Raw genomic sequence first — 18,584 nt, forward strand, 5'->3', positions numbered from 1 at the left:
TTTCTTCATGAATGATGCTCCTGCAGGAGACCTGCTGCCGAAGCTGACCGGAAAGATCAGCCCCGATCGTATTCGTCTCCTGCGTACTCCGCGCCCGCCCCAGGGTCTGATCGAGAAGTTCAAGCGCATCGCCGACGCAACCAGCGTCATCGCTGACGTCATGGACGAGTTGGGCATCACCGGCGCTATCGGAGCCACGGCTCTCAAGCCGACCCTGCCAAACGCAAGCATCGTCGGACCGGCGCTTACCGTGCGCAACATCATGCAGCGCGAGCACGTCTATGAAACCGCCCGCGGCCACGTGAACCGCATGGCGGAATTCGAAGCGCACAATCTGGCGCTACCTGGCGACGTCCTCGTGATTGACGGTGTTGCGGGCGTCTCCAACATGGGCGGCATCTCGGCGCAGACAGGCAAGCGCCAAGGCGAAGCTGGCGCCATCGTCTTCGGCGGCATCCGTGACGTCGGCCATTCCCGTCGCGTCGACTATCCGCTCTGGGCCACCGAGATCACTCCGGTCACGGGCAAGTGGCGCATAGAAACCGTGGAGATCAATGGCGACATTCAGATTGCTGGCGTTCGCGTCTCGCCCGGAGACATCGTCGTTGCCGATGAAACCGGCGTTTGCTTCGTTCCGATCGCGCGCGCCGCCGAAGTGCTGGAACGGGCGCTGGCGAAGGCTGCCTTTGAACAGGATAAATGCACGGCGATCGACGCCGGCACGGCGGTTGCCGACCTCCCGAGCAGAGAGTGATGCAATGACTGATTTCACGAGAAGACTGCGTATCGCCGTCCTCGACGACTACCAGGACGTTGTTCGTACGCTTGACTGTTTCAGCAAGCTGCAGGGTCATGAGGTCACGATCTGGAACGACGCCATGGCCGACGTGGACACGCTCGCGGAGCGGCTCGCCACCGCCGACGTGCTGGTGCTGCTGCGCGAGCGGACCAAGGTGGACGAGGCGCTGGTCAGCCGACTTCCTAACCTCAAGCTGATCAGCCAGAATGGTCACGTGCCGCACATCGATCTCGCCGCATGCACACGTCACGGCGTCCTCGTCTCCTCAGCTTTGACGCCACGCCCTTCGTACCCGACCGTGGAGTTCACTTGGGGTCTAATCCTCGCGGCAATGCGCAACATCCCTCTCGAAAGCGCCGCGCTGCGCAAGGGCTCCTGGCAGAGCACGGTCGGGCTCGGGCTGCGCGGTCGGACACTCGGGATCTATGGCTTCGGCCGGCTCGGCTCGATGGTTGCGCGGATCGGCGCAGCGTTCGGTATGGAGTTGCTGATCTGGGGACGGCAGGGCTCATTGGACCGGGCGCGGGCAGAAGGGTTTCCGGTTGCCGAAAGCAAGCAGGCCCTCTTCGAGCAGTCGGATGTGATCAGCCTGCATCTGCGCCTGAATGCCGAGACCACCGGACTGATCGGTCCCAAGGAGCTTGCTCTGATGAAACCTACGGCACTGCTCGTGAATACCAGCCGCGCGGAGCTGATTAAATCCGGGGCGCTCGTCGCAGCGCTGCGCAACGGTCGGCCTGGAAAGGCGGCGGTGGACGTGTTCGAGCAAGAACCGCTGACGGATCCGACCCACCCGCTGCTGCATCTGCCGAACGCGTTGTGCACACCGCATCTCGGCTATGTCGAGCGCGACAATTTTGAATTCGCCTACGGCAACGCATTCGATCAGATCGTGGCTTTCGCCAATGGTTCCGCGATCAACATCCATAATCCGGATGTGCTGAAACAGGAGCATGCACAATGAACCTCGAGCTCGACGGGAAAGTTGTTTTGGTCACCGGCGGCAGCAAGGGCATCGGCCTTGCCTGCGCCCGGGCATTCGGCAGGGAAGGCGCCCGCGTGGTCATCGTATCGCGCAATCCGGTCAATCTGGCCGCGGCCCAGGCGGCCCTTGCAAAGGAGGGTCTCGACGCTACGCCGTTTGCGGCGGACCTGTCGGACGGGTCGGCAGCGGAACGGGCGGTCATAGCGGCCGAAGAGCAGGTCGGGCCGATTGCGGTGCTGGTCAATTCCGCTGGAGGCGCCATCCGTGTGCCTCCCAGTGAACTGACGCCGGACAAGTGGCGGGTGGCAATGAATGCGAAGTTCTTCACCTACATGAACGTCATGGACTACGTCCTGCCGAGGATGGTGTCGCGGCGGGGGGGTGCGATCGTCAACATTATCGGCACCGGCGGCAAGATCGCCTCGCCGATCCACCTCCCTGGCGGCGCTGCGAACGCGGCACTGATGCTGGCTTCCGCGGGTCTCGCTGCGGCTTGGGGACACGCGGGCATTCGCGTCAACGTCATCAATCCTGGAGCGACTATGACCGACCGGCTGCAAATGTCACTGGAGGCGGAATCGCGTGCCACTGGAAAGCCGCCGGAGGAACTGCTGCGACAAAACCAGCAGCGCATACCTCTTGGACGCTACGCCACTGCAGAGGAGGTGGCGGATGCGGCGCTCTATCTGGCGAGCGCCAGAGCGTCCTACGTGACTGCTGCCTCGCTCACCATGGACGGAGGGTTGACGCCGCTCGTCGTGTGACCGGCCGAGCCGGAGGCGAAAATTCGAACATTGGGAGGAGCCAAATGTTTAAGTGGTATCGTGAGTTAACAAAGCGGGAGCGAAATACGTTCTGGGGATGCTTTGCTGGATGGGCGATCGACGCAATGGACGCACAGCTCTTCAGCTTCGTGCTGCCCGTGCTCATCGCAGCCTGGGCGATGACAACGGCACAGGCAGGCTACCTTGCCACAGCGACACTCTTCTCCGCTGCCGTGGGTGGCTGGGCATGTGGCTACCTGGCGGACCGCTTCGGCCGCGTCCGCGTCATGCAGTTCACCATTCTATGGTTCTCACTGTTTACCTTCCTGGCGGGCTTCTCCCAGAATTTCGAGCAGCTCATCATCGTGCGTGTGCTGCAAGGGCTGGGCTTTGGCGGCGAATGGGCCGCAGGCGCGGTGCTGATGGGTGAAATCATCCGGCCCGAACACCGCGGCAAGGCGGTCGGTTGTGTCCAGAGCGGCTTCGGCATCGGCTGGAGCGTGGCGGCGATCCTGGCCGGCGTGATCCTGGCCCATGTCCCCGCGGACTACGCCTGGCGGACGCTGCTGATGATCGGGGTGCTGCCTGGGTTCTTGGTGCTCTACTTGCGTCGCCGGCTCGAGGAGCCGGAGCTCTACCAGCAGACTCGTGCTGCGATAAATGCTGCTGGCCGCGGCCCGGGGCTTGGGGCGATCTTCCAGCCGAACATGCTGCCGGTCACCATCCTGGCGTCGCTGCTGGCATTCGGCGTGATCGGTGTCGGCGGGGCGATCGTAAACTGGCTGCCGACGTTCATGAAGACGGTCCGGCATCTGTCGCCCAGTGCCTCGGGATATTATGTCTTCCTGGTCACCGGAGGTTCGTTCTTCGGCTTTCTGGCAAGCGCTTATTTGTCCGACATGCTCGGCCGGCGGCGGACGTTCCAATTGTTTCTGGTCTGCTCATGGCTGGTGACCATAGCCTATATGTTCCTGCCGCTATCAGGTTGGGGGCTGATATTGATGGGGATACCGTTCGGCTTCTTCACGATCGGCAACTACGCAGCGCTTGGCCCCTTCTTCACGGAGTTGTTCCCCACTGCCATCCGTGGCAGCGGCCAGAGCTTCGCCTACAACTTCGGCAAGGCGGCGGGTGCCGTCGCGGTGTCCTGCATCGGCGTCCTTGCGCAGTGGATCACCTTGGCCGAGGCTATCGGGTTGATCGCGCTGCTCGGCTACAGCATCGCGATCGTCGCAACGCTGCTGCTTCCAGAGACGAAAGGCATCAGCCTTAAGCCGGGTTTTGGCCAGACTGTCGACGGGGATGATCGGTCGATTGAAGCGGCAGCCGCTCCGACGGAGCAACCCGCACCTGGCAGGCCATAACCGCTCCCGCATTCAGGCGCAGGCTGCCTCGATCGGGCGCCCGAGATCGAATGAGGCAGCGGTCCTGCATAGATGAACAACGTGGCCAGGCCCGATCCTGTCAACGTGCGACGCGCAGGCTTTTGGAAAGGAAGCCCCGACAAAACGGCGCGCAAATCGCTAACGCAGGTGTTCAAAGCAGTGAGAAGAAAAGGAAAAGCAGATGACACAATCGACAGTAGTGAATACGTCCGACATGGCGGTGCAGCATAGCTCACGAGCAAGCAAAACCATGAACCGCAGGACGAGCGTCACCGTCGAATCCCTCGCTCACAAGTATCCCGTTCCCAATGCCTGTCGCATCGGCAACCTGATCGTTTCCGGTGCGATCCACGGCGTGGATCCTGCCACTCACACCATGCCGAAGGACCTGACGGCTCAATGCGCCCACGTATTTGCAAATATGAAGACGATCGTCGAGGCTGCCGGAGGCAGCACCAAAGACATCATCAAGATGACCGTCTATCTGCGCGACCGCGACAACCGGGAACCGCTGAATGCGGAATGGGTGCGCATGTTTCCGGACCCCGAAACTCGACCGGCCCGACACTCACAGCCGCTGCTGGTGGAGGGCCCTTCGCTGGTTCAATGCGATTTCATGGCCGTGATCGAAGAGCCGGATTGATGGCGGATCTGATCGCCTTTTGCCTCGCTGGCAAGCCAGTCGCACAAACTCGCCTGAAAAGAGGCTCTGGACTTGACGTCATGGTCGAGCAGGGGCAGGGCCGGCACTCAATCCGCTAACAGAGCCCTCGTCGATGCCGGCGTCGTCATCACGTCTAACGCCAGGACTACGTCTCAGCGACGCCAAGGAGACATGCGAGGGGATCGTCAAGCGTTTCGCTCCGCGCTCCGCTGCCAATGATCCAGCGCATTATTGACAGGGATGATAACGGTCCTTTGAACTGTGAATTGGACGGAGATGATGGGCCGTGCGAGCCTTCACGCTCGCTAGAGCGCTACGACTGCGCAAACATGATCGCGGCTCGGGATTTGGTCGTGCACCCGCGTAATGATGCTCCCCTGCCTCTTCGCAATCCCCAGTCTAAGGACGAAAAGATGACGACGAACAAACCGAACAGTCTTACTCGCCGATCCCTTCTTATAGCGTCGTGCATTTGCGTTGGATGCGCTGTGCCCGGCCCACTCCTTGCTGATGCGCCAATGATCAAGAGTGACAGCCCGGGCTTCTTTCGTTTGATGGTTGGTGACTGTGAGGTCACAGTACTTTCCGACGGCAAGAATCTGCTTGCGGCTACGAAGTTGTTGCAAGGAGACACCGCGCGGATCGCCGATGCCCTGAAAAGCAACTTTCTTGGAGAGCAGGTTGAAACCTCCCACAATTCCTTTCTGGTGAACACGGGCGACAAGCTGGTACTGGTCGATGCGGGTGCAGGGACACTACTGGGGCCGCACACAGGCAAATTGCTTGGCAATCTTGTAGCCGCGGGCTATCGGCCGGAGCAGGTGGACGAGGTCTATCTCACGCATATGCATACAGATCACATCGGCGGTTTAATGTCTGGAAACCAACGGGCCTTTCCAAACGCTGTCGTTCGCGCCGACACGCGCGACGTGGATTACTGGCTGAGCGAGGAAAACATGCGTGCTGCTCCCGCTGCGGCGAAGCGCTTCTTTGAGGCGGCCATCGCGTCATTGTCTCCTTACATGACAGCGGGCAAGATCAAGACGTTCGAGGGGGGTGCCGATCTGATCCCAGGAATTCGAGCCCAGCCGGCCTACGGGCATACTCCTGGTCATACGATGTATGAAGTGGAGAGCAAAGGCGAAAAGCTGCTCCTTTGGGGCGATATCGTCCATGTCGCCGCAGTGCAATTTGTCGATCCGGCCGTCACAATCGGATATGACGTCGACAGTGCCGAGGCCGAACAAGAGCATTGGCGTGTCTTCGATGATGCTGCGAAGGATCGATACCTGATCGGAGGCGCACACCTCCCGTTTCCTGGCCTCGGTCACGTGCGCAACAACGGCGACAAGACCTACACGTTTGTGTCATTGAGCTAGCGGGATTAGGAGTCCCCATCTGAGCGTTTCATGATTGGCTATTCAGCGGCAATGTCAGGGACGACTAAACGGTTTCCCTTCCTCATCCTTAAGGTTCAGACGCTCGACCAACTCCTCGGCATCCTCTTCGGTGAGCATATCCATGACCACCCCATCGATAACGACCGCCTGTCCGGTCACTGCGTCGACTACCGCCCAGTAGTTGTTCAGGTTCTTGCGACGGCTATAACGCCCAGTTGCCATGAGGTGTTCCTTTGGGTGCTGAGGCTCGGCCTCGGCCCTTCTCTTTTCTTCGGCATTAAGGATGATCATGAGGTCAGTCGCGACATCGTGGGGCAACCGATTGAGAACCGTTCCGTGCATCTCTGCCGTACTACCTTCGTGGTAGTCGATGACATGCCACGTGCCGTCAGAATTCTCCTCTAAACCGTACCGCTTGTAGACCATGGGTCGCCTGGGGGTTGCCTTTAATACACCTAACGCCGACCCGGAGCGTTTGTTGCAAATTTCTGAGTGACCGACCGGATATGTCGCTTCCCCCGCCACTTCCTAAAGGTGCGAGCTAGCAATTTGCAAAAGGGTAGCAAGCCACTTGCGGACTGAGCGAGCGTTTGCTTCGACATCAACCTCTTCATCGACGCCTTCCGGCAGCCAGCTGGTCTCCAAGTCTGTTGCGAATGCAGCGATGTCGACACCCGTTACTGCGCCGCATCGCTTGACGGTCGACGAGCCCTCCCAGCGGTCCTTATAGCTGTCCATTTCCAAAACGTTTTGGCTTGATCTCCAAAACGTTTTGGTTCATACTGGCGCTGTATCTGGGAGGGTACGCAGTGTCCAATCTGAAACAATTGGCCCAGTCGCTCGGCCTGTCGATCACCACGGTATCGCGCGCCCTCGACGGCTATCCGGACGTCTCGCCGGCAACCCGCGAACGCGTACGGGAAGCGGCAGCGCTCACCGGTTATCGCCCCAATGCTTCTGCACGACGCCTTCGCAAACAGCGTGCCGAACTTGTCGCCGTGACACTCCCGAGCGATCCGGGCCATATCGGCCCGCCGCACTTTCTCGATATGCTCTCCGGCTGCGCCGAACATCTTGCGACCGCCGGCCTCAATCTCGTGATTGCCCCTGTGCCGCGCGGCGAGAGCGAACTCGACATGTGCCGCCGTTTCGTCGACGGGCAAAGGGTCGACGCCATGCTGCTCGTTCGCACGAAACGCAGGGACGAGCGCGTGGAATTCCTGCAGGCGCGGGGCATTCCGTTCGTCACCAACGGCCGGACCGAGTCGGTGTTGCCGCATCCCTATCTCGACGGCGACGGCTTTGCCGGGTTTCAAGCGGCAAGCCTTCGCTTTCATGCCGACGGTCATCGCCGGATCGCTCATATTGCCGGCCCCCAGGACTATTATTTTGCCCATGTCCGCTGCATGGGCTGGCAGGCAGCCATGGAAGAAAGCGGCCTTTCGAGCGAACTTTGCGCCGAAGGCGCACCGACCGAGCAGGGTGGATACCTGGCGGCGCTGGAATTGCTGCGCCATCCACGTCGGCCAACTGCGATCGTCTGCGCGACGGACGAAATGGCGATCGGTGCCTTGCGGGCGCTCCGTGAAATTGAGGGCGGCGAGACGATCAGCATCGTCGGCCATGACGATCTTCCAACCGGTGCCTATACCAGCCCACCGCTTTCGACCATGCGCATGGCGGGCGAGAACCTGGGTCGCAGCTTTGCCTCGCTGCTGCTTCGCGCCATTGCCGGCGAGCCTTCGGAAGAACTTCAGGAACTGCACCCGATCGAATTCGTCGACCGCGAGAGCCATCGGCGTGCGCCGCCAAATGCGTAGAGAAGAAGCAAAGAGGAGGAGAAAATGAAACATCTAGCGTCACTTAGAATTCTGGCATCGACCGTCCTTTTGGCCGCAACGCCGGTGCTTGCCGACACGGTGTTCCTGTCCACGCAACTTCGTCCGATCGCAGAAGCGACCGTGGTGCGCGAAGAACTGCTCAAGGGCGTCCAGAACCCGGTCGACTACGTGGTCGAAGAGCCGCCGCAATTTGCGGTCCGCATGGAGGCCGAGCGCCAGGCCGGAACGCACACGATCAGCCTTGTCGGCGCTTTGCACGGCGAACTGTCGCCGCTTGCCGACAAGGACGGCCTTGAGCCGCTCGACGACGTCGCCAAGACGCTCGCTTCGAAAGGCATGCCGCAGCCTCTGCTTGATCTCGGCAAGCTCGGCAAGTCCAGCCAGCAATATGTCCCCTGGATGCAGGCGACCTATGTCATGGCCGCCAGGAAGGACGCCCTGCAATATCTTCCCCAGGGCGCGGATGTGAACAAGCTTACCTACGATCAGCTGATCGAATGGGGAAAGAAGATGCAGGAAGCGACCGGCCAGCCGCAGATCGGCTTTCCGGCCGGGCCGAAGGGGCTGATGTCCCGCTTCTTCCAGGGCTACTTCTATCCCTCCTTCACAGGCGGCGTCGTGCGGCCGTTCCAAAGTGCTGATGCTGCAGCCGGATGGGAGAAGCTGAAGGAGCTCTGGGCGGTCGTCAATCCGAACTCCACCAACTACGACTTCATGCAGGAGCCGCTGCTTGCCGGCGAAGTCATGGTCGCCTGGGATCACGTCGCCCGCCTCAAGGAGGCGATCTCCTCCGAGCCTGATCAATATGTCGTCTTCCCGGCTCCCGCCGGGCCGAAAGGCCGCGGTTACATGCCCGTTGTCGCCGGCCTCGCCGTTCCGAAGGGGGCACCTGACAAGGCAGGCGCGATCGCCGTCATCGAACACCTGACGATGCTCGACACGCAATTGCTGACAGCGCAGAAGGTGGGGTTCTTTCCGACGCTTGACGCCAAGCTGCCTTCCGATATCGATCCTGGAGTAGGCTTGCTCGCGGCTGCCGTCAACGCAACCCAGACCGCGCCGGACGCGCTGATTTCGCTGCTTCCCGTCGGCCTCGGCGACAAGGGCGGCGAGTTCAACAAGGTCTATATGGACAGCTTCCAGCGGATCATCCTGCAGAACGAAGCCGTCGGCGACGTCCTGAAGGCGCAAGGCGCAACGCTTGCAAAGCTGATGGCCGATACCAAGGCCCCGTGCTGGGCGCCGGACGCCAAGAGCGACGGAGCCTGCCCTGTCGAATAAGCCTTTCGGCCCGGGCGCCTAGCGTCCGGGCCGCTTTTCGAAATGCCACGAAGCGAAAGCCAATGCCCAACAACCGCACCTGGATCCCCTATCTGCTGATCTTGCCCTCGGTGGCGTTCCTGGCGTTGCTCTTCGTCGTGCCGCTTGTGCAGACGATCTGGCTTGCCGTCTCCGACAATGGCACGCCCTCGCTTGCCAATGTCCAGCGTATGGTTGGTGATCTCAATTTTACGCGCTCGGTACAAAACACGTTTCTTCTGACGCTTGCCGTTGTGCCGGTGCAGATCGTCATTGCGCTCGCCATGGGAACGATGGTCGCGAAAGTGGCAGCCGGCCGGGAAACGATCCTGTGGATCTGGACCATTCCGCTCGGCATTTCGGATCTCGCAGCCGGTCTCGTCTGGTTGTCGATCCTGCAGAACAGCGGTTATCTCAATTCCTTCCTTTACGGCCTCGGCATCATCGAACGGCAGGCGAGCTGGCTTTCCTACCAGACGCCGTTCGCACTTTTTCTCGGCATAGCTGCCGCCGAGATATGGCGGGGAACGGCGATCGTCATGGTCGTCATCGTTGCCGGCCTCAACCAGGTGCCGAAGGAATACCGGGAAGCGGCAGAAATCTTCGGCGCAGGTCCGTGGACGCGCTTCTTCCGCATCACCTTGCCGCTCATCCGGCCGGCGCTGCAGTCGGCGCTCATCCTGCGCACCGTTTTGGCCTTCGAGGTTTTTGCCGTCGTATATGCCCTCGGCGGCCGCAATTTCCCGGTGCTCGTCGGCGAGGCCTACACTTGGCAGAACCAGAACCAGAACTATGGCGTTGCCGCAGCCTACGCGGTTCTCATCATGCTCATCTCGCTTGCGGCCACCATGTTCTATCTGAAGGCCATCAAGGTCGATCCGGAGCGTCTTCCATGAGCACGACCCGCGCCGCAAACTTCGTCTCGTCCCGCCGCATTCTGCTCTGGAGCGGGATCGCCGTCCTTTGCGCCTGGGTCCTGGTGCCGATCTATCTGATCGCGCTCGGCGCCTTCGGCGGACGCAGCGCCGTCTACCTCTGGCCGAAGACCGGTCTGCCGACGGGCCTTTCCTTCGAGCCCTTCCTGCTTTTCCTGAGAACGGAAGGCGTTCTCGGCTCCTTCCTGAACTCACTCGGAGCCGCAGCCATCACGGTTGCCCTGTCCCTGCTTCTCGGAGCGCCCGCCGGCTATGCGCTGGCACGCTATAATTTTCACGGCAAGGATTCCTTCCGGCTCATGGTCCTTTTGACCCGCGCCTTTCCTTTGGCAATCCTTGCTCTGCCGCTCACCGTTTCCTTCATCCGTCTCGGCCTCTACGATACGGTAACGGGCGTCGGGCTCGTCCATACCGTCCTTGCTCTGCCTTTCGCCGTGCTGGTGACGCAAGGCATCTTTCTTGGCGTTCCGAGAGAACTCGAGGAAGCGGCATGGGTCTTCGGGTGCTCGCGTATCCAGGCATTCTTCAAGATCGTCGCTCCGCTCGCCCTTCCAGGTATCGCCGCGACCGCCGTCTTTGCCTTCGTCATCTCCTGGAACGAGGTTTTCGCCGCGTCCGTGCTCACCGTCAGAAATCGGACGCTGACGGCCTATCTGCTGACCGTGCTGGCGGAAAGCCCGATGCATTACCGCTTTGCGGGCGGCCTCATGCTCATCCTGCCATCCGTGGTCTTCATCTTCGCGGTCAGGCGTTACCTTTTCGCGATCTGGGGCATTTCATCCAAGTAACGGGTCATCCAAGTAACGGGTCATCCAAGTAACGGGAACAGTTTCATGGCCAACATCGTCATCGACCGCATCCGGAAGAACTTCGGAACCTTCCAGGCGCTGAAGGAGGTCTCGCTGACAGTCAACGACGGGGAATTCGTTTCACTTCTCGGCCCCTCTGGCTGCGGAAAGACGACGCTCCTGCGCATCATCGCCGGTCTTGAATCCGAAAGTGCCGGCGACATTCGGATCGGAGACCGCTCGGTCGTCGGGCTTCAGCCGAAGGACCGCGGCCTTGCCATGGTCTTCCAGAACTACGCCGTCTTCCCGCATATGACCGTCTTTGAAAATGTCGCCTTCGGCCTCAGGATGCAAAAGGCCGATGAGGCGCGCGTCAGGCAGCAGGTGGAAAAAGCGGCAGCTCTTCTGCATATCGAGCCCTATCTCGACCGCTATCCGAACAAGCTGTCGGGCGGCCAGCGCCAGCGCGTAGCCGTTGCTCGGGCGCTCGCCGTCGAGCCGAAGGTCCTGTTGATGGATGAGCCACTTTCCAATCTCGATGCGCTGCTGCGCCTGGAAATGCGCACGGAACTGAAGACGGTCCTGCAGTCTTCCGGTACGACGACGATCTATGTGACGCACGACCAGACCGAGGCGATGGGCCTTTCGGACAGGATCGCCGTCATGCACGACGGCCAGATCGAGCAGGTTGGCCATCCCGTCGACATCTACAACCATCCCGCCACGCGGTTCGTCGGCGGCTTCATCGGCAATCCGCCGATGAATTTCATCCGCATGCCCGTGACCGACGGGCACGTGATCGCGGGCAGCGAGCGCTTTTCGGTGCCGCCGGAATCCGGGCCCGAGATCATCCTCGGGCTGCGCGGCGAAGCCGTGGTGCTTGCGCCGCCGTCAGAGGGATTTCAAATGCGCGTTCGCGTCGCCGAGCCGATGGGTTCGCATCTTCTTTTGACGGGATCGATCGAAAACCAGCCCGTTCGCGTCATCCTGCCGGCCGCCGAAAAGGTCGCAAGCGGCGACGTCATCGGCCTGAAACCTGATCCCGCGCGCATTTCTTGGCTCGCACCCGATAGCGGCAAGGCCTACCTGGCGGCCGCTGCCTGACGAATATCTGGAGTAAATGGCATGACGAAATACATCGATGAAGCCAAGGCGATTTTGGCGGCGAATGACCGCGGCGGCTACACGGTACCGACCGACAGGCTTTATCCCTTTCAGTGGAACTGGGATTCGGCCTTCGTCGCCATGGGGTTTGCCGCCTACGACATCGATCGCGCCTATCGTGAACTCGAACGCCTGGCCGAGGGACAATGGGCCGATGGCATGATCCCCCATATCGTGTTCCATCAGCCGAGCGACAGCTATTTCCCCGGCCCCGACGTCTGGCGCACGAACCATGTCATTCCGACCTCCGGTATCACGCAGCCGCCGGTCTTCGCGATGGCTCTTCGCAAGATTTACGAAACGGCGGTCGCCACCGGCTCTGTCGCAAACGAGCGAACCCTTACGCTCTACGAAGCCGCCTTGAAGTGGCACCGGTGGTGGTACCGCGCGCGTGATCCGGAAGGCACCGGTCTCGTCGCCTTGCTGCATCCTTGGGAAAGCGGCAGCGACAACTCGCCTGCCTGGGACATCGCCCTTGCGCGTGTTCCGACGACGACCGAAACGCCGGTCGTGCGAAAAGACATAGGGCATGTGAACCCGCAAATGCGCCCGCGTGACGAGGACTATGGCCGCTTCATCCATCTCCTGGATACCTATGCGGCATGCGGCTGGGACCCCGTCGAGCAATGGCAAAAGGCCGAGTTCAAGATCGCGGATATCCAGACCAGCGCGATCCTGCTGAAGGCCGGCGAAGATCTGCATTATCTTGCAGGTGTCTTCGGGCGCGGAGGCGAAGCCGATGAGATTGCAGCGCTGAATGAGCGCACGCGGCAGGCCCTGAAGGCGCAATGGCGTTCTCATCTTTCGCGTTTCGTCTCGCGGGATCTGCTGGCCGGCGAGGATGTCGCCGCAGCCACGCAGGCCGGCTTCATTCCTCTTCTTGCGCTCGACCTTGATGAGGTGACAGCCGACGCTGCAGCCGGCGAAATGCGAAGATGGTGCAAGGGTATGAAAGTCGTCTTCCCGACGACCGAGCCTACTTCCGCGAGTTTTGAGGCCAAGCGCTATTGGCGCGGTCCGGCCTGGGCGATCATCAACTGGCTCCTGATCAACGGATTACACCGCAACGGCCACGCAGGATTTGCAGAGGAACTGCGCCAATCGACGATCAGCGCGATCGAGACCGAAGGCTTTGCCGAATATTTCGATCCGAAATCCGGCGAAGGATGCGGTGGGCTCGGATTCTCATGGACGGCAGCGGCTTACATTGCTCTTGAAAAGGCGGACAGTTCCGCAATTCAGTAGGAGCCAGCATCAAAACCCCGATATCCTATACCTGGCTGGAGGAGCCCGACATGGCCCGTGGTCGCGGTTGCACACGAAGCTGGAACCGAGGTTGCTCTCGGCTTTGTCGACGCTCTTCAAGCTGCTTATGATCTGATCGCCAGCCATCCGGAGGCCGGATGATTGCGGGATGCATATGAGTTGGGATTTCCTGACCTGCGGAGCGTTAGGTAGTCCTCTATCAAACAGCTCGACGTCTGGTGCTGCAGTATATCAGGAGCCCAATGCCGCCGAGCCCGAACAGCGCGCCAATAATTGAGGTCCCCGAATAGGTTGTGATGGAACTGCCGATGGCGAAGACGAGTGCGCTCACGCCTGCGCTGAGAAAAATGTTGACGGATATCAGGGCGCTGCCAAGACCTGGCCGCTCTGCAATGAGGTCCTGGAGGTAGGTGATGGGGATGCTGATCAACGCTGCAGCGCCAATGCCGCTGATGATTGTCAGGGCGTAAGCGTGCCAGGGCTCTGAAGCAAGGCCGAGCAGCAACAGGTAGGCGGCATAAATGATGGTGCCGGTCACCAGTGCTGCGACCTGACCCATCTGCCTGAGAAGTCGCGCCCAGACGATGATGAAGATGATCTCGAAGAAAGCAACGATGCCGACGAGAATGCCGACATCGGCCACCGTCCCGTGAACCGCTCCGGTGACGATCAAGGGCAGGATCGCCCCGTTGACATGGAGCGTGCTCGTAATGAGCGCAACGGCAATCAAGGGCGTGAAGATTCTCGGCGAAACCACTTCGGCGAGAGCTGCAAGATGAGAGAGATGATGCGTTGCTGCTTTGTCCGTGCCCTTCTGGCGCGGCAGGAACGCGCTGATCAGGGCAAAACAGAATATGCAAGAGAGACAGGCGAAAAGATAGGCGTGCAGCATGCTCGTCGACGCGGAAAGCAGCGCACCTGTCATGCCAGGTACCAGCACCCACGACAGCGAGATCATTGCCCGGACGCCTGAGTTGACGGTGTTGACCTCGTTTTTGGGCATTTTCGCGGTGGCGGCCCGGACATTGGCAAAAAGCAGGGAGTTGAGCGAACCATAGATCGGTAGCAACAGAAGCGAGCAGGCGATGAAGCTCGTTTGGGTCGGAACGATATATATCGCGCCATAGCCGAAAATGCCGAAACTGGCAGCCACCAGCATCATCGAACGATATTCGCCGAGACGGTCGGCAAGGTTGCCGAGGAGGATGCTCACGAGGACATTGACCGCCGCGGCCACAAAGATCAGGGCTGAATAAAGACCGTTGCTCAATCCCAGCTCGCGAATGCCGACGACGGATTGATAGGGCGATGTTGTCGCCCCCGCAAACCCGAACAAAAAAATGGCAATCATGCTGACGCGGATTGCCGGATTGCGAAAGACATCGGGAAGAAGGCGGTTCATGCGGATATCAGCGAAAGGAACGATCTGGTGGTCGGACGGCGCGCGTTCTGGCAATGCGCCGCCCGCCACGCGATTTGATGATGCAAAATGTCAATCCCGCCGGCGCGCCGAAAAGTGCGCCTGCGGCTGGCAATCGAAATTGCGGTCGAACGGGAAGATCGCCCGCGCCCGGCAAACATCGACAAAACGAACCTTGATCTGAATTCCGCGAAATTCTCGGCGATGGACGCGGTGCCCACGATCAGAGGATAATCACCGCACATGAGCTCCTCCGAACAGTTCGCCTTGCGCTGCATTGTCCAGTTATGCTCGCATGATTCAACGTGCGCCGCTCTGGATGGTTGTCAGCGAAACGCACGAGTTTGCGATCTCATTTGACGCACGCTCGGCGATCACCCGCAGCAGCCGTTCGTCCGCCTCATATCCTCGTTCCGCAAGGTGCAGATCCCTACCGGATGGTGGCCTTCGTCCCGGGCCTGAAAATAAAACATAATCAGTCCTGCCAGCGCGCCGAAAGACGCGCCTGCGGTTGGTATACGAATTTGCGGTCGAACGGGAAGATCGGCCGGGTTCGGCGATGGCTCGCCAGACTTTCGATGTCCTGGTTCACGACGCCCTCTGTCAGTGCCATGAGATTCGGATTGGCAATCGGCGCAAGCTCGGGCGAAAGATAGCCCGATTTTACGACCAGCAGCCGAACCGATCTGGGATCGAGCCCAAGGCGCGCGAAATCCGCGATGTTGTGATAGGGGCGCCTGCGGGCGGCAAGAACCACCGTCACGCCGCTGGAGCGGATCACCGCCTGGCGTTCGGCCTCGGAGCCTGGATCGTCGAGTAGGATTACCTCGGCCTCGATGCGAACGGGAAAGCTCGCCGGATCGAGACTACCGCCGATTGATAGAGGCACGACCGCTCCCCTGCCGGCGGCAAAGCAGGCCTCGACGGCCGGCCGGTCGGTGATGCCGGCAAAGAGCGTGTTTTCGAACTTGCGGGAAAGAACCGCGCTTAGGACATCGGCCCGGTCGCCCACACCGCCGCCGGTCGGATTGTCCGCCGAATCCGCAAGCACGACCGGCACAGTCTTCGTATCTGCTGCAATATCGAGCATGTCGTCGAGCGGACCGGTGACCGGTCCGAAACGAAAATCCTTTCGGGCATTCCAATAGGAAAGTGCGATCTCCTCCGCGGCTTTTGCGGCAGCAGCTTTGTCCGAGGCCGTCACCACGGCGCAGGCCGTCGCCCGCGGCTCGTCGGCCCAGACATAACCGATCATCAGATTGGCATCGAGAACGCCGTCGCGGCGGTCGAAGTCCGCAAGCCGTAGGTAGAGGCTCTTTGCCGGCTCATCCTCAGTCGAAGTCCGCTCGCCTGGCCACAGGACAGGCACCTGCGCCCAGGCCACGCCCGGCCGGTTCCCGCTCGTAAGCGCGTCGACGAGCATCGACCAGGCGCGCACCATGGTCTCGCGCACATCGATATGCGGCGCCGTGCGGTAGGCCGCGAAAATATCGAGCTGGTCGACAATCTTCTGGCTGACATTGCCATGCAGATCGTAGCTCGCAGCGACGATGCAGTCCGGACCGACGACAGCCCGGGCCGCCGATATCCAGTCGCCTTCGGCGTCATCCATGCCCTCGACGTTCATTGCGCCGTGCATGGCGAGATAGAGACCGTCAAGCGGCGTGGACGCCTGCAGCCGGTCGAGGAACTCCGTCTTGAACTCCTCGTAGGCGGCACGCGACACCGGTCCGCCGGGAATGGCACGCGCATGGAGAAGCGGGAGGTGGTCGACCCCTTCCGCGTTCAGAAAGTTGAAATAGTCGGAACCGAGGAGATCTGCCCCGCGCATGACGCGAAAATCCTCGATCGCCATCAGCACCGGCGAGTATGTGCTGCATTCCGTGTGAATTCCGCCGACCGCAATCCGCATCGCTACCGTCCTGGAGTTTCGCGCCTAGAGTGCCGGGCTCAGGGGGACGATGGCCGCAAAGCGGTTCCAGTCCTTCTTGGCCTTCGGGGTCCATGCCGCTTCGGCGATCGCCGGAAGGCGCGGAAAGACCAGGCGGTTGAAGTAGCCGCGCGACAGGAAGTGTTCGGACCAGATGCAGGCCTGTACGCCCTTCATCTTGTCCTTGAGATCCTCGGGGAACTCACCTCCCGCTTCATAGGCATAGGTATGTGCCGGCGGCACCGTGCCTGCCCAGCTCGCCCCCGGCTCCTGGAAGGCCTCTGCCTGCACCATGTCCAGATAATAGGCTTGTCCCGGCGTCATGACGACGTCGTAGCCCTCCCTTGCGAGATCGATGCCGACCTGCGGATTTTCCCAGGCCATCAGCAGCGTGTCTTTCGCCGCGACCCCGCCGCCATGCGCCACCTCGTTCCAGCCGGCAAGCTTGCGTCCGCGCGCCGTCAGCATGTCCTTGATCCGTTTCAGGAAATAGGACTGCAGGCCGAACGTGCCGGAAATGCCTTCCTCGGCCATCAGCTTCTTTGCCAGCGGAGAGGCAAGCCATGAACCGTTCGCCACTTCATCACCGCCCACATGAATGTAGGAGGAGGGGAAGAGCTCGACCATCTCGTCGAAGACCTTTTCCAGGAATTCGTAGGTGAGGGGCACGGCCGGGTTCAAGGCGTTGTTCGGATAGCCCTGAACGGAATGATAGCTGTCCGGTGCCTCCTGGCCATCGGTGAGTTCCGGCAGAGCGGCCAGCGTTGCGGCATTGTGACCGGGAATATCGATCTCCGGCACGACTTCGACATTCAATGCCTGGGCATGGGCGACGATGTCGCGGATATCGTCCTGCGAATAGAAGCCGCCGACGGGCTCAGCGCCATTGCCGAGCTGCGGCAGCAGCGGCTCGTTCGGACCGCGCAGGACGCCGGTGGTGGTGAGCTGCGGATAGGCCCTGATCTCCAACCGCCATGCCTCGTCGTCGGTCAGATGCCAGTGAAAGATATTGAGCTTGAACCAGGCAAGGATATCGATCAGCCGCTTGACGTCGGCAACCGGATAAAACTGACGCGACACGTCGAGATGGCAGCCGCGCCAGCCGTAACGCGGCTTGTCGGAGATGCTGCCGGAGACAGGAAAGCGGAACCTGCCCTTTGTCGTGCGCGCCCCGTTGAGCAATTGCGCAAGCGAGGTCAGGCCATACTGGCGCCCTGCCGCATCGCAATAGGAAAGCGTGACCTTGTCAGAGGCAAAGGTTAGCTGGTAACTCTCCGCACCGAGCGAGGCTTGGCGGTCGAAGGCTAGTGCCCGGCCCTGCGGCGATGGCGCCAGGCTGAAGACGGAATGGTCGCTCTCAAAGAGCCGGCGCGAAAGGGAAATCACCGTCGAGATCGAAAGCAGCTCGTCGGAGCTTGCGCCCTGCGGATAAAGCACGACCGGAAAGCTGTCGCCCGGCTTGGCATCGATCTCTGCCGGCCAGGGCTGGAGCGCGAAGGGAAGATCAAGGCGGCCCTCCGGCAGCAGCGCCGGCGGCGGCTCGCTCAGGCTGCCTTCAAGAAGCAGATCGGAGACGGCCACCTCGGCATGCGTGCCGTCGGCCAGTGTCAGATAGGCGGATTTTGCCCCATCCGTGCAATGCTGCGCCTTGCGATGAAGGCCGGCAACCGTGAAGATCCAGCTCTGGCCGGGCGCAAGAAAGAACCCCGGGGGCGGCGAGAATTCGTGGAAGTTCGCGTTCCGGCGCAGGAACTGGGCGTTCTCGCAGGCTTCAGGGTCGCTCACCCGCGTCAAGGACGTATAGACGAGCTTGAAGCCGGAAAGCGGGCTTTCGGAGAGGTTTAAGAGCGTGAAGGTGAACTGGCCGTTTGGCCCGCCCTTTGGGGTCCAGCTGTTTTCCAAGCGATAGTAAACCGGTTTCATGTCCTGTTCCTCTCTTTTGAT

The 18,584-nt window shown here is 60.9% G+C and carries 17 protein-coding genes and 1 pseudogene; 13 read left to right on the forward strand and 5 right to left on the reverse strand.

Going from position 1 to position 18,584, the window contains the following annotated elements:
• The first annotated feature begins 7 nt into the window (after window positions 1–7).
• From ACZ9DP_RS05165 to ACZ9DP_RS05190, 6 genes are all read left to right on the forward strand, one after another.
• Window positions 8–754: an RraA family protein gene (locus tag ACZ9DP_RS05165; RefSeq protein ID WP_239603402.1), complete on the forward strand. Its 747-nt coding sequence runs from the start codon at window positions 8–10 to the stop codon at window positions 752–754.
• 4 nt (window positions 755–758) lie between these two features.
• Window positions 759–1,763: a D-2-hydroxyacid dehydrogenase family protein gene (locus tag ACZ9DP_RS05170; RefSeq protein WP_476200603.1), complete on the forward strand. Its 1,005-nt coding sequence runs from the start codon at window positions 759–761 to the stop codon at window positions 1,761–1,763.
• Window positions 1,760–2,548 (forward strand): SDR family NAD(P)-dependent oxidoreductase, encoded by a 789-nt coding sequence (locus tag ACZ9DP_RS05175; RefSeq protein WP_476200604.1) that lies wholly within the window; start codon window positions 1,760–1,762, stop codon window positions 2,546–2,548. The genes ACZ9DP_RS05170 and ACZ9DP_RS05175 overlap by 4 nt, the downstream gene beginning before the upstream one ends.
• A 125-nt stretch (window positions 2,549–2,673) precedes the next feature.
• A complete protein-coding gene (locus ACZ9DP_RS05180; protein WP_476200606.1) occupies window positions 2,674–3,912 on the forward strand; it encodes an MFS transporter in 1,239 nt (412 codons plus the stop codon).
• A 271-nt stretch (window positions 3,913–4,183) separates the two neighbouring features.
• The gene (locus ACZ9DP_RS05185) at window positions 4,184–4,576 is read left to right on the forward strand and encodes a RidA family protein (protein ID WP_194731905.1); all 393 of its coding nucleotides are present in this window, start codon (window positions 4,184–4,186) and stop codon (window positions 4,574–4,576) included.
• Between the two features lie 539 nt (window positions 4,577–5,115).
• The gene (locus ACZ9DP_RS05190) at window positions 5,116–5,976 is read left to right on the forward strand and encodes an MBL fold metallo-hydrolase (protein ID WP_246763416.1); all 861 of its coding nucleotides are present in this window, start codon (window positions 5,116–5,118) and stop codon (window positions 5,974–5,976) included.
• 54 nt (window positions 5,977–6,030) lie between these two features.
• Here the strand turns inward: ACZ9DP_RS05190 and ACZ9DP_RS05195 are convergent, their stop codons facing one another.
• Window positions 6,031–6,423 carry a hypothetical protein gene (locus ACZ9DP_RS05195; RefSeq protein ID WP_476200607.1) on the reverse strand — a complete coding sequence of 131 codons (393 nt, stop codon included), beginning with the start codon at window positions 6,421–6,423 and terminating at the stop codon, window positions 6,031–6,033.
• A gap of 383 nt (window positions 6,424–6,806) precedes the next feature.
• Here ACZ9DP_RS05195 and ACZ9DP_RS05200 point away from each other — a divergent pair, with 383 nt between their 5' ends.
• The 7 genes and pseudogenes from ACZ9DP_RS05200 to ACZ9DP_RS05230 form a co-directional block, all read left to right on the forward strand.
• Complete coding sequence (locus ACZ9DP_RS05200) at window positions 6,807–7,817, forward strand: LacI family DNA-binding transcriptional regulator (protein ID WP_074072360.1); 1,011 nt, start codon at window positions 6,807–6,809, stop codon at window positions 7,815–7,817.
• A 24-nt stretch (window positions 7,818–7,841) separates the two neighbouring features.
• The gene (locus ACZ9DP_RS05205; protein WP_476200609.1) at window positions 7,842–9,119 is read left to right on the forward strand and encodes an ABC transporter substrate-binding protein; all 1,278 of its coding nucleotides are present in this window, start codon (window positions 7,842–7,844) and stop codon (window positions 9,117–9,119) included.
• A 62-nt stretch (window positions 9,120–9,181) separates the two neighbouring features.
• Complete coding sequence (locus ACZ9DP_RS05210) at window positions 9,182–10,033, forward strand: carbohydrate ABC transporter permease (protein ID WP_074072358.1); 852 nt, start codon at window positions 9,182–9,184, stop codon at window positions 10,031–10,033.
• The gene (locus ACZ9DP_RS05215) at window positions 10,030–10,860 is read left to right on the forward strand and encodes a carbohydrate ABC transporter permease (RefSeq protein WP_022718149.1); all 831 of its coding nucleotides are present in this window, start codon (window positions 10,030–10,032) and stop codon (window positions 10,858–10,860) included. Before ACZ9DP_RS05210 ends, ACZ9DP_RS05215 begins: the two co-directional genes overlap by 4 nt.
• Window positions 10,861–10,905: 45 nt before the next feature.
• On the forward strand, window positions 10,906–11,964 hold the full coding sequence (locus tag ACZ9DP_RS05220) for an ABC transporter ATP-binding protein (RefSeq protein ID WP_194730783.1): 1,059 nt from the start codon (window positions 10,906–10,908) through the stop codon (window positions 11,962–11,964).
• Between the two features lie 21 nt (window positions 11,965–11,985).
• On the forward strand, window positions 11,986–13,269 hold the full coding sequence (locus ACZ9DP_RS05225) for an MGH1-like glycoside hydrolase domain-containing protein (protein ID WP_476200611.1): 1,284 nt from the start codon (window positions 11,986–11,988) through the stop codon (window positions 13,267–13,269).
• 69 nt (window positions 13,270–13,338) lie between these two features.
• Window positions 13,339–13,428, forward strand: a pseudogene (locus ACZ9DP_RS05230) (type II toxin-antitoxin system RelE/ParE family toxin); the annotation flags it as partial.
• A 61-nt stretch (window positions 13,429–13,489) separates the two neighbouring features.
• Here the strand turns inward: ACZ9DP_RS05230 and ACZ9DP_RS05235 are convergent.
• The 4 genes from ACZ9DP_RS05235 to ACZ9DP_RS05250 all read right to left on the reverse strand — a co-directional run bounded on the left by ACZ9DP_RS05235 (window position 13,490) and on the right by ACZ9DP_RS05250 (window position 18,563).
• Entirely contained in the window at window positions 13,490–14,692 is a 1,203-nt protein-coding gene (locus ACZ9DP_RS05235) for an MFS transporter (protein WP_476200613.1), read from the reverse strand.
• Entirely contained in the window at window positions 14,689–14,988 is a 300-nt protein-coding gene (locus ACZ9DP_RS05240) for a hypothetical protein (protein ID WP_476200615.1), read from the reverse strand. The genes ACZ9DP_RS05235 and ACZ9DP_RS05240 overlap by 4 nt, the downstream gene beginning before the upstream one ends.
• Window positions 14,989–15,185: 197 nt before the next feature.
• Window positions 15,186–16,622, reverse strand: a complete 1,437-nt coding sequence (locus ACZ9DP_RS05245; RefSeq protein WP_476200616.1) for a M81 family metallopeptidase — start codon at window positions 16,620–16,622, stop codon at window positions 15,186–15,188.
• A gap of 24 nt (window positions 16,623–16,646) precedes the next feature.
• Window positions 16,647–18,563 (reverse strand): beta-N-acetylhexosaminidase, encoded by a 1,917-nt coding sequence (locus tag ACZ9DP_RS05250; RefSeq protein ID WP_476200618.1) that lies wholly within the window; start codon window positions 18,561–18,563, stop codon window positions 16,647–16,649.
• Window positions 18,564–18,584 lie beyond the last annotated feature (21 nt).

The organism is Rhizobium sp. USDA 4016 (assembly GCF_056279705.1).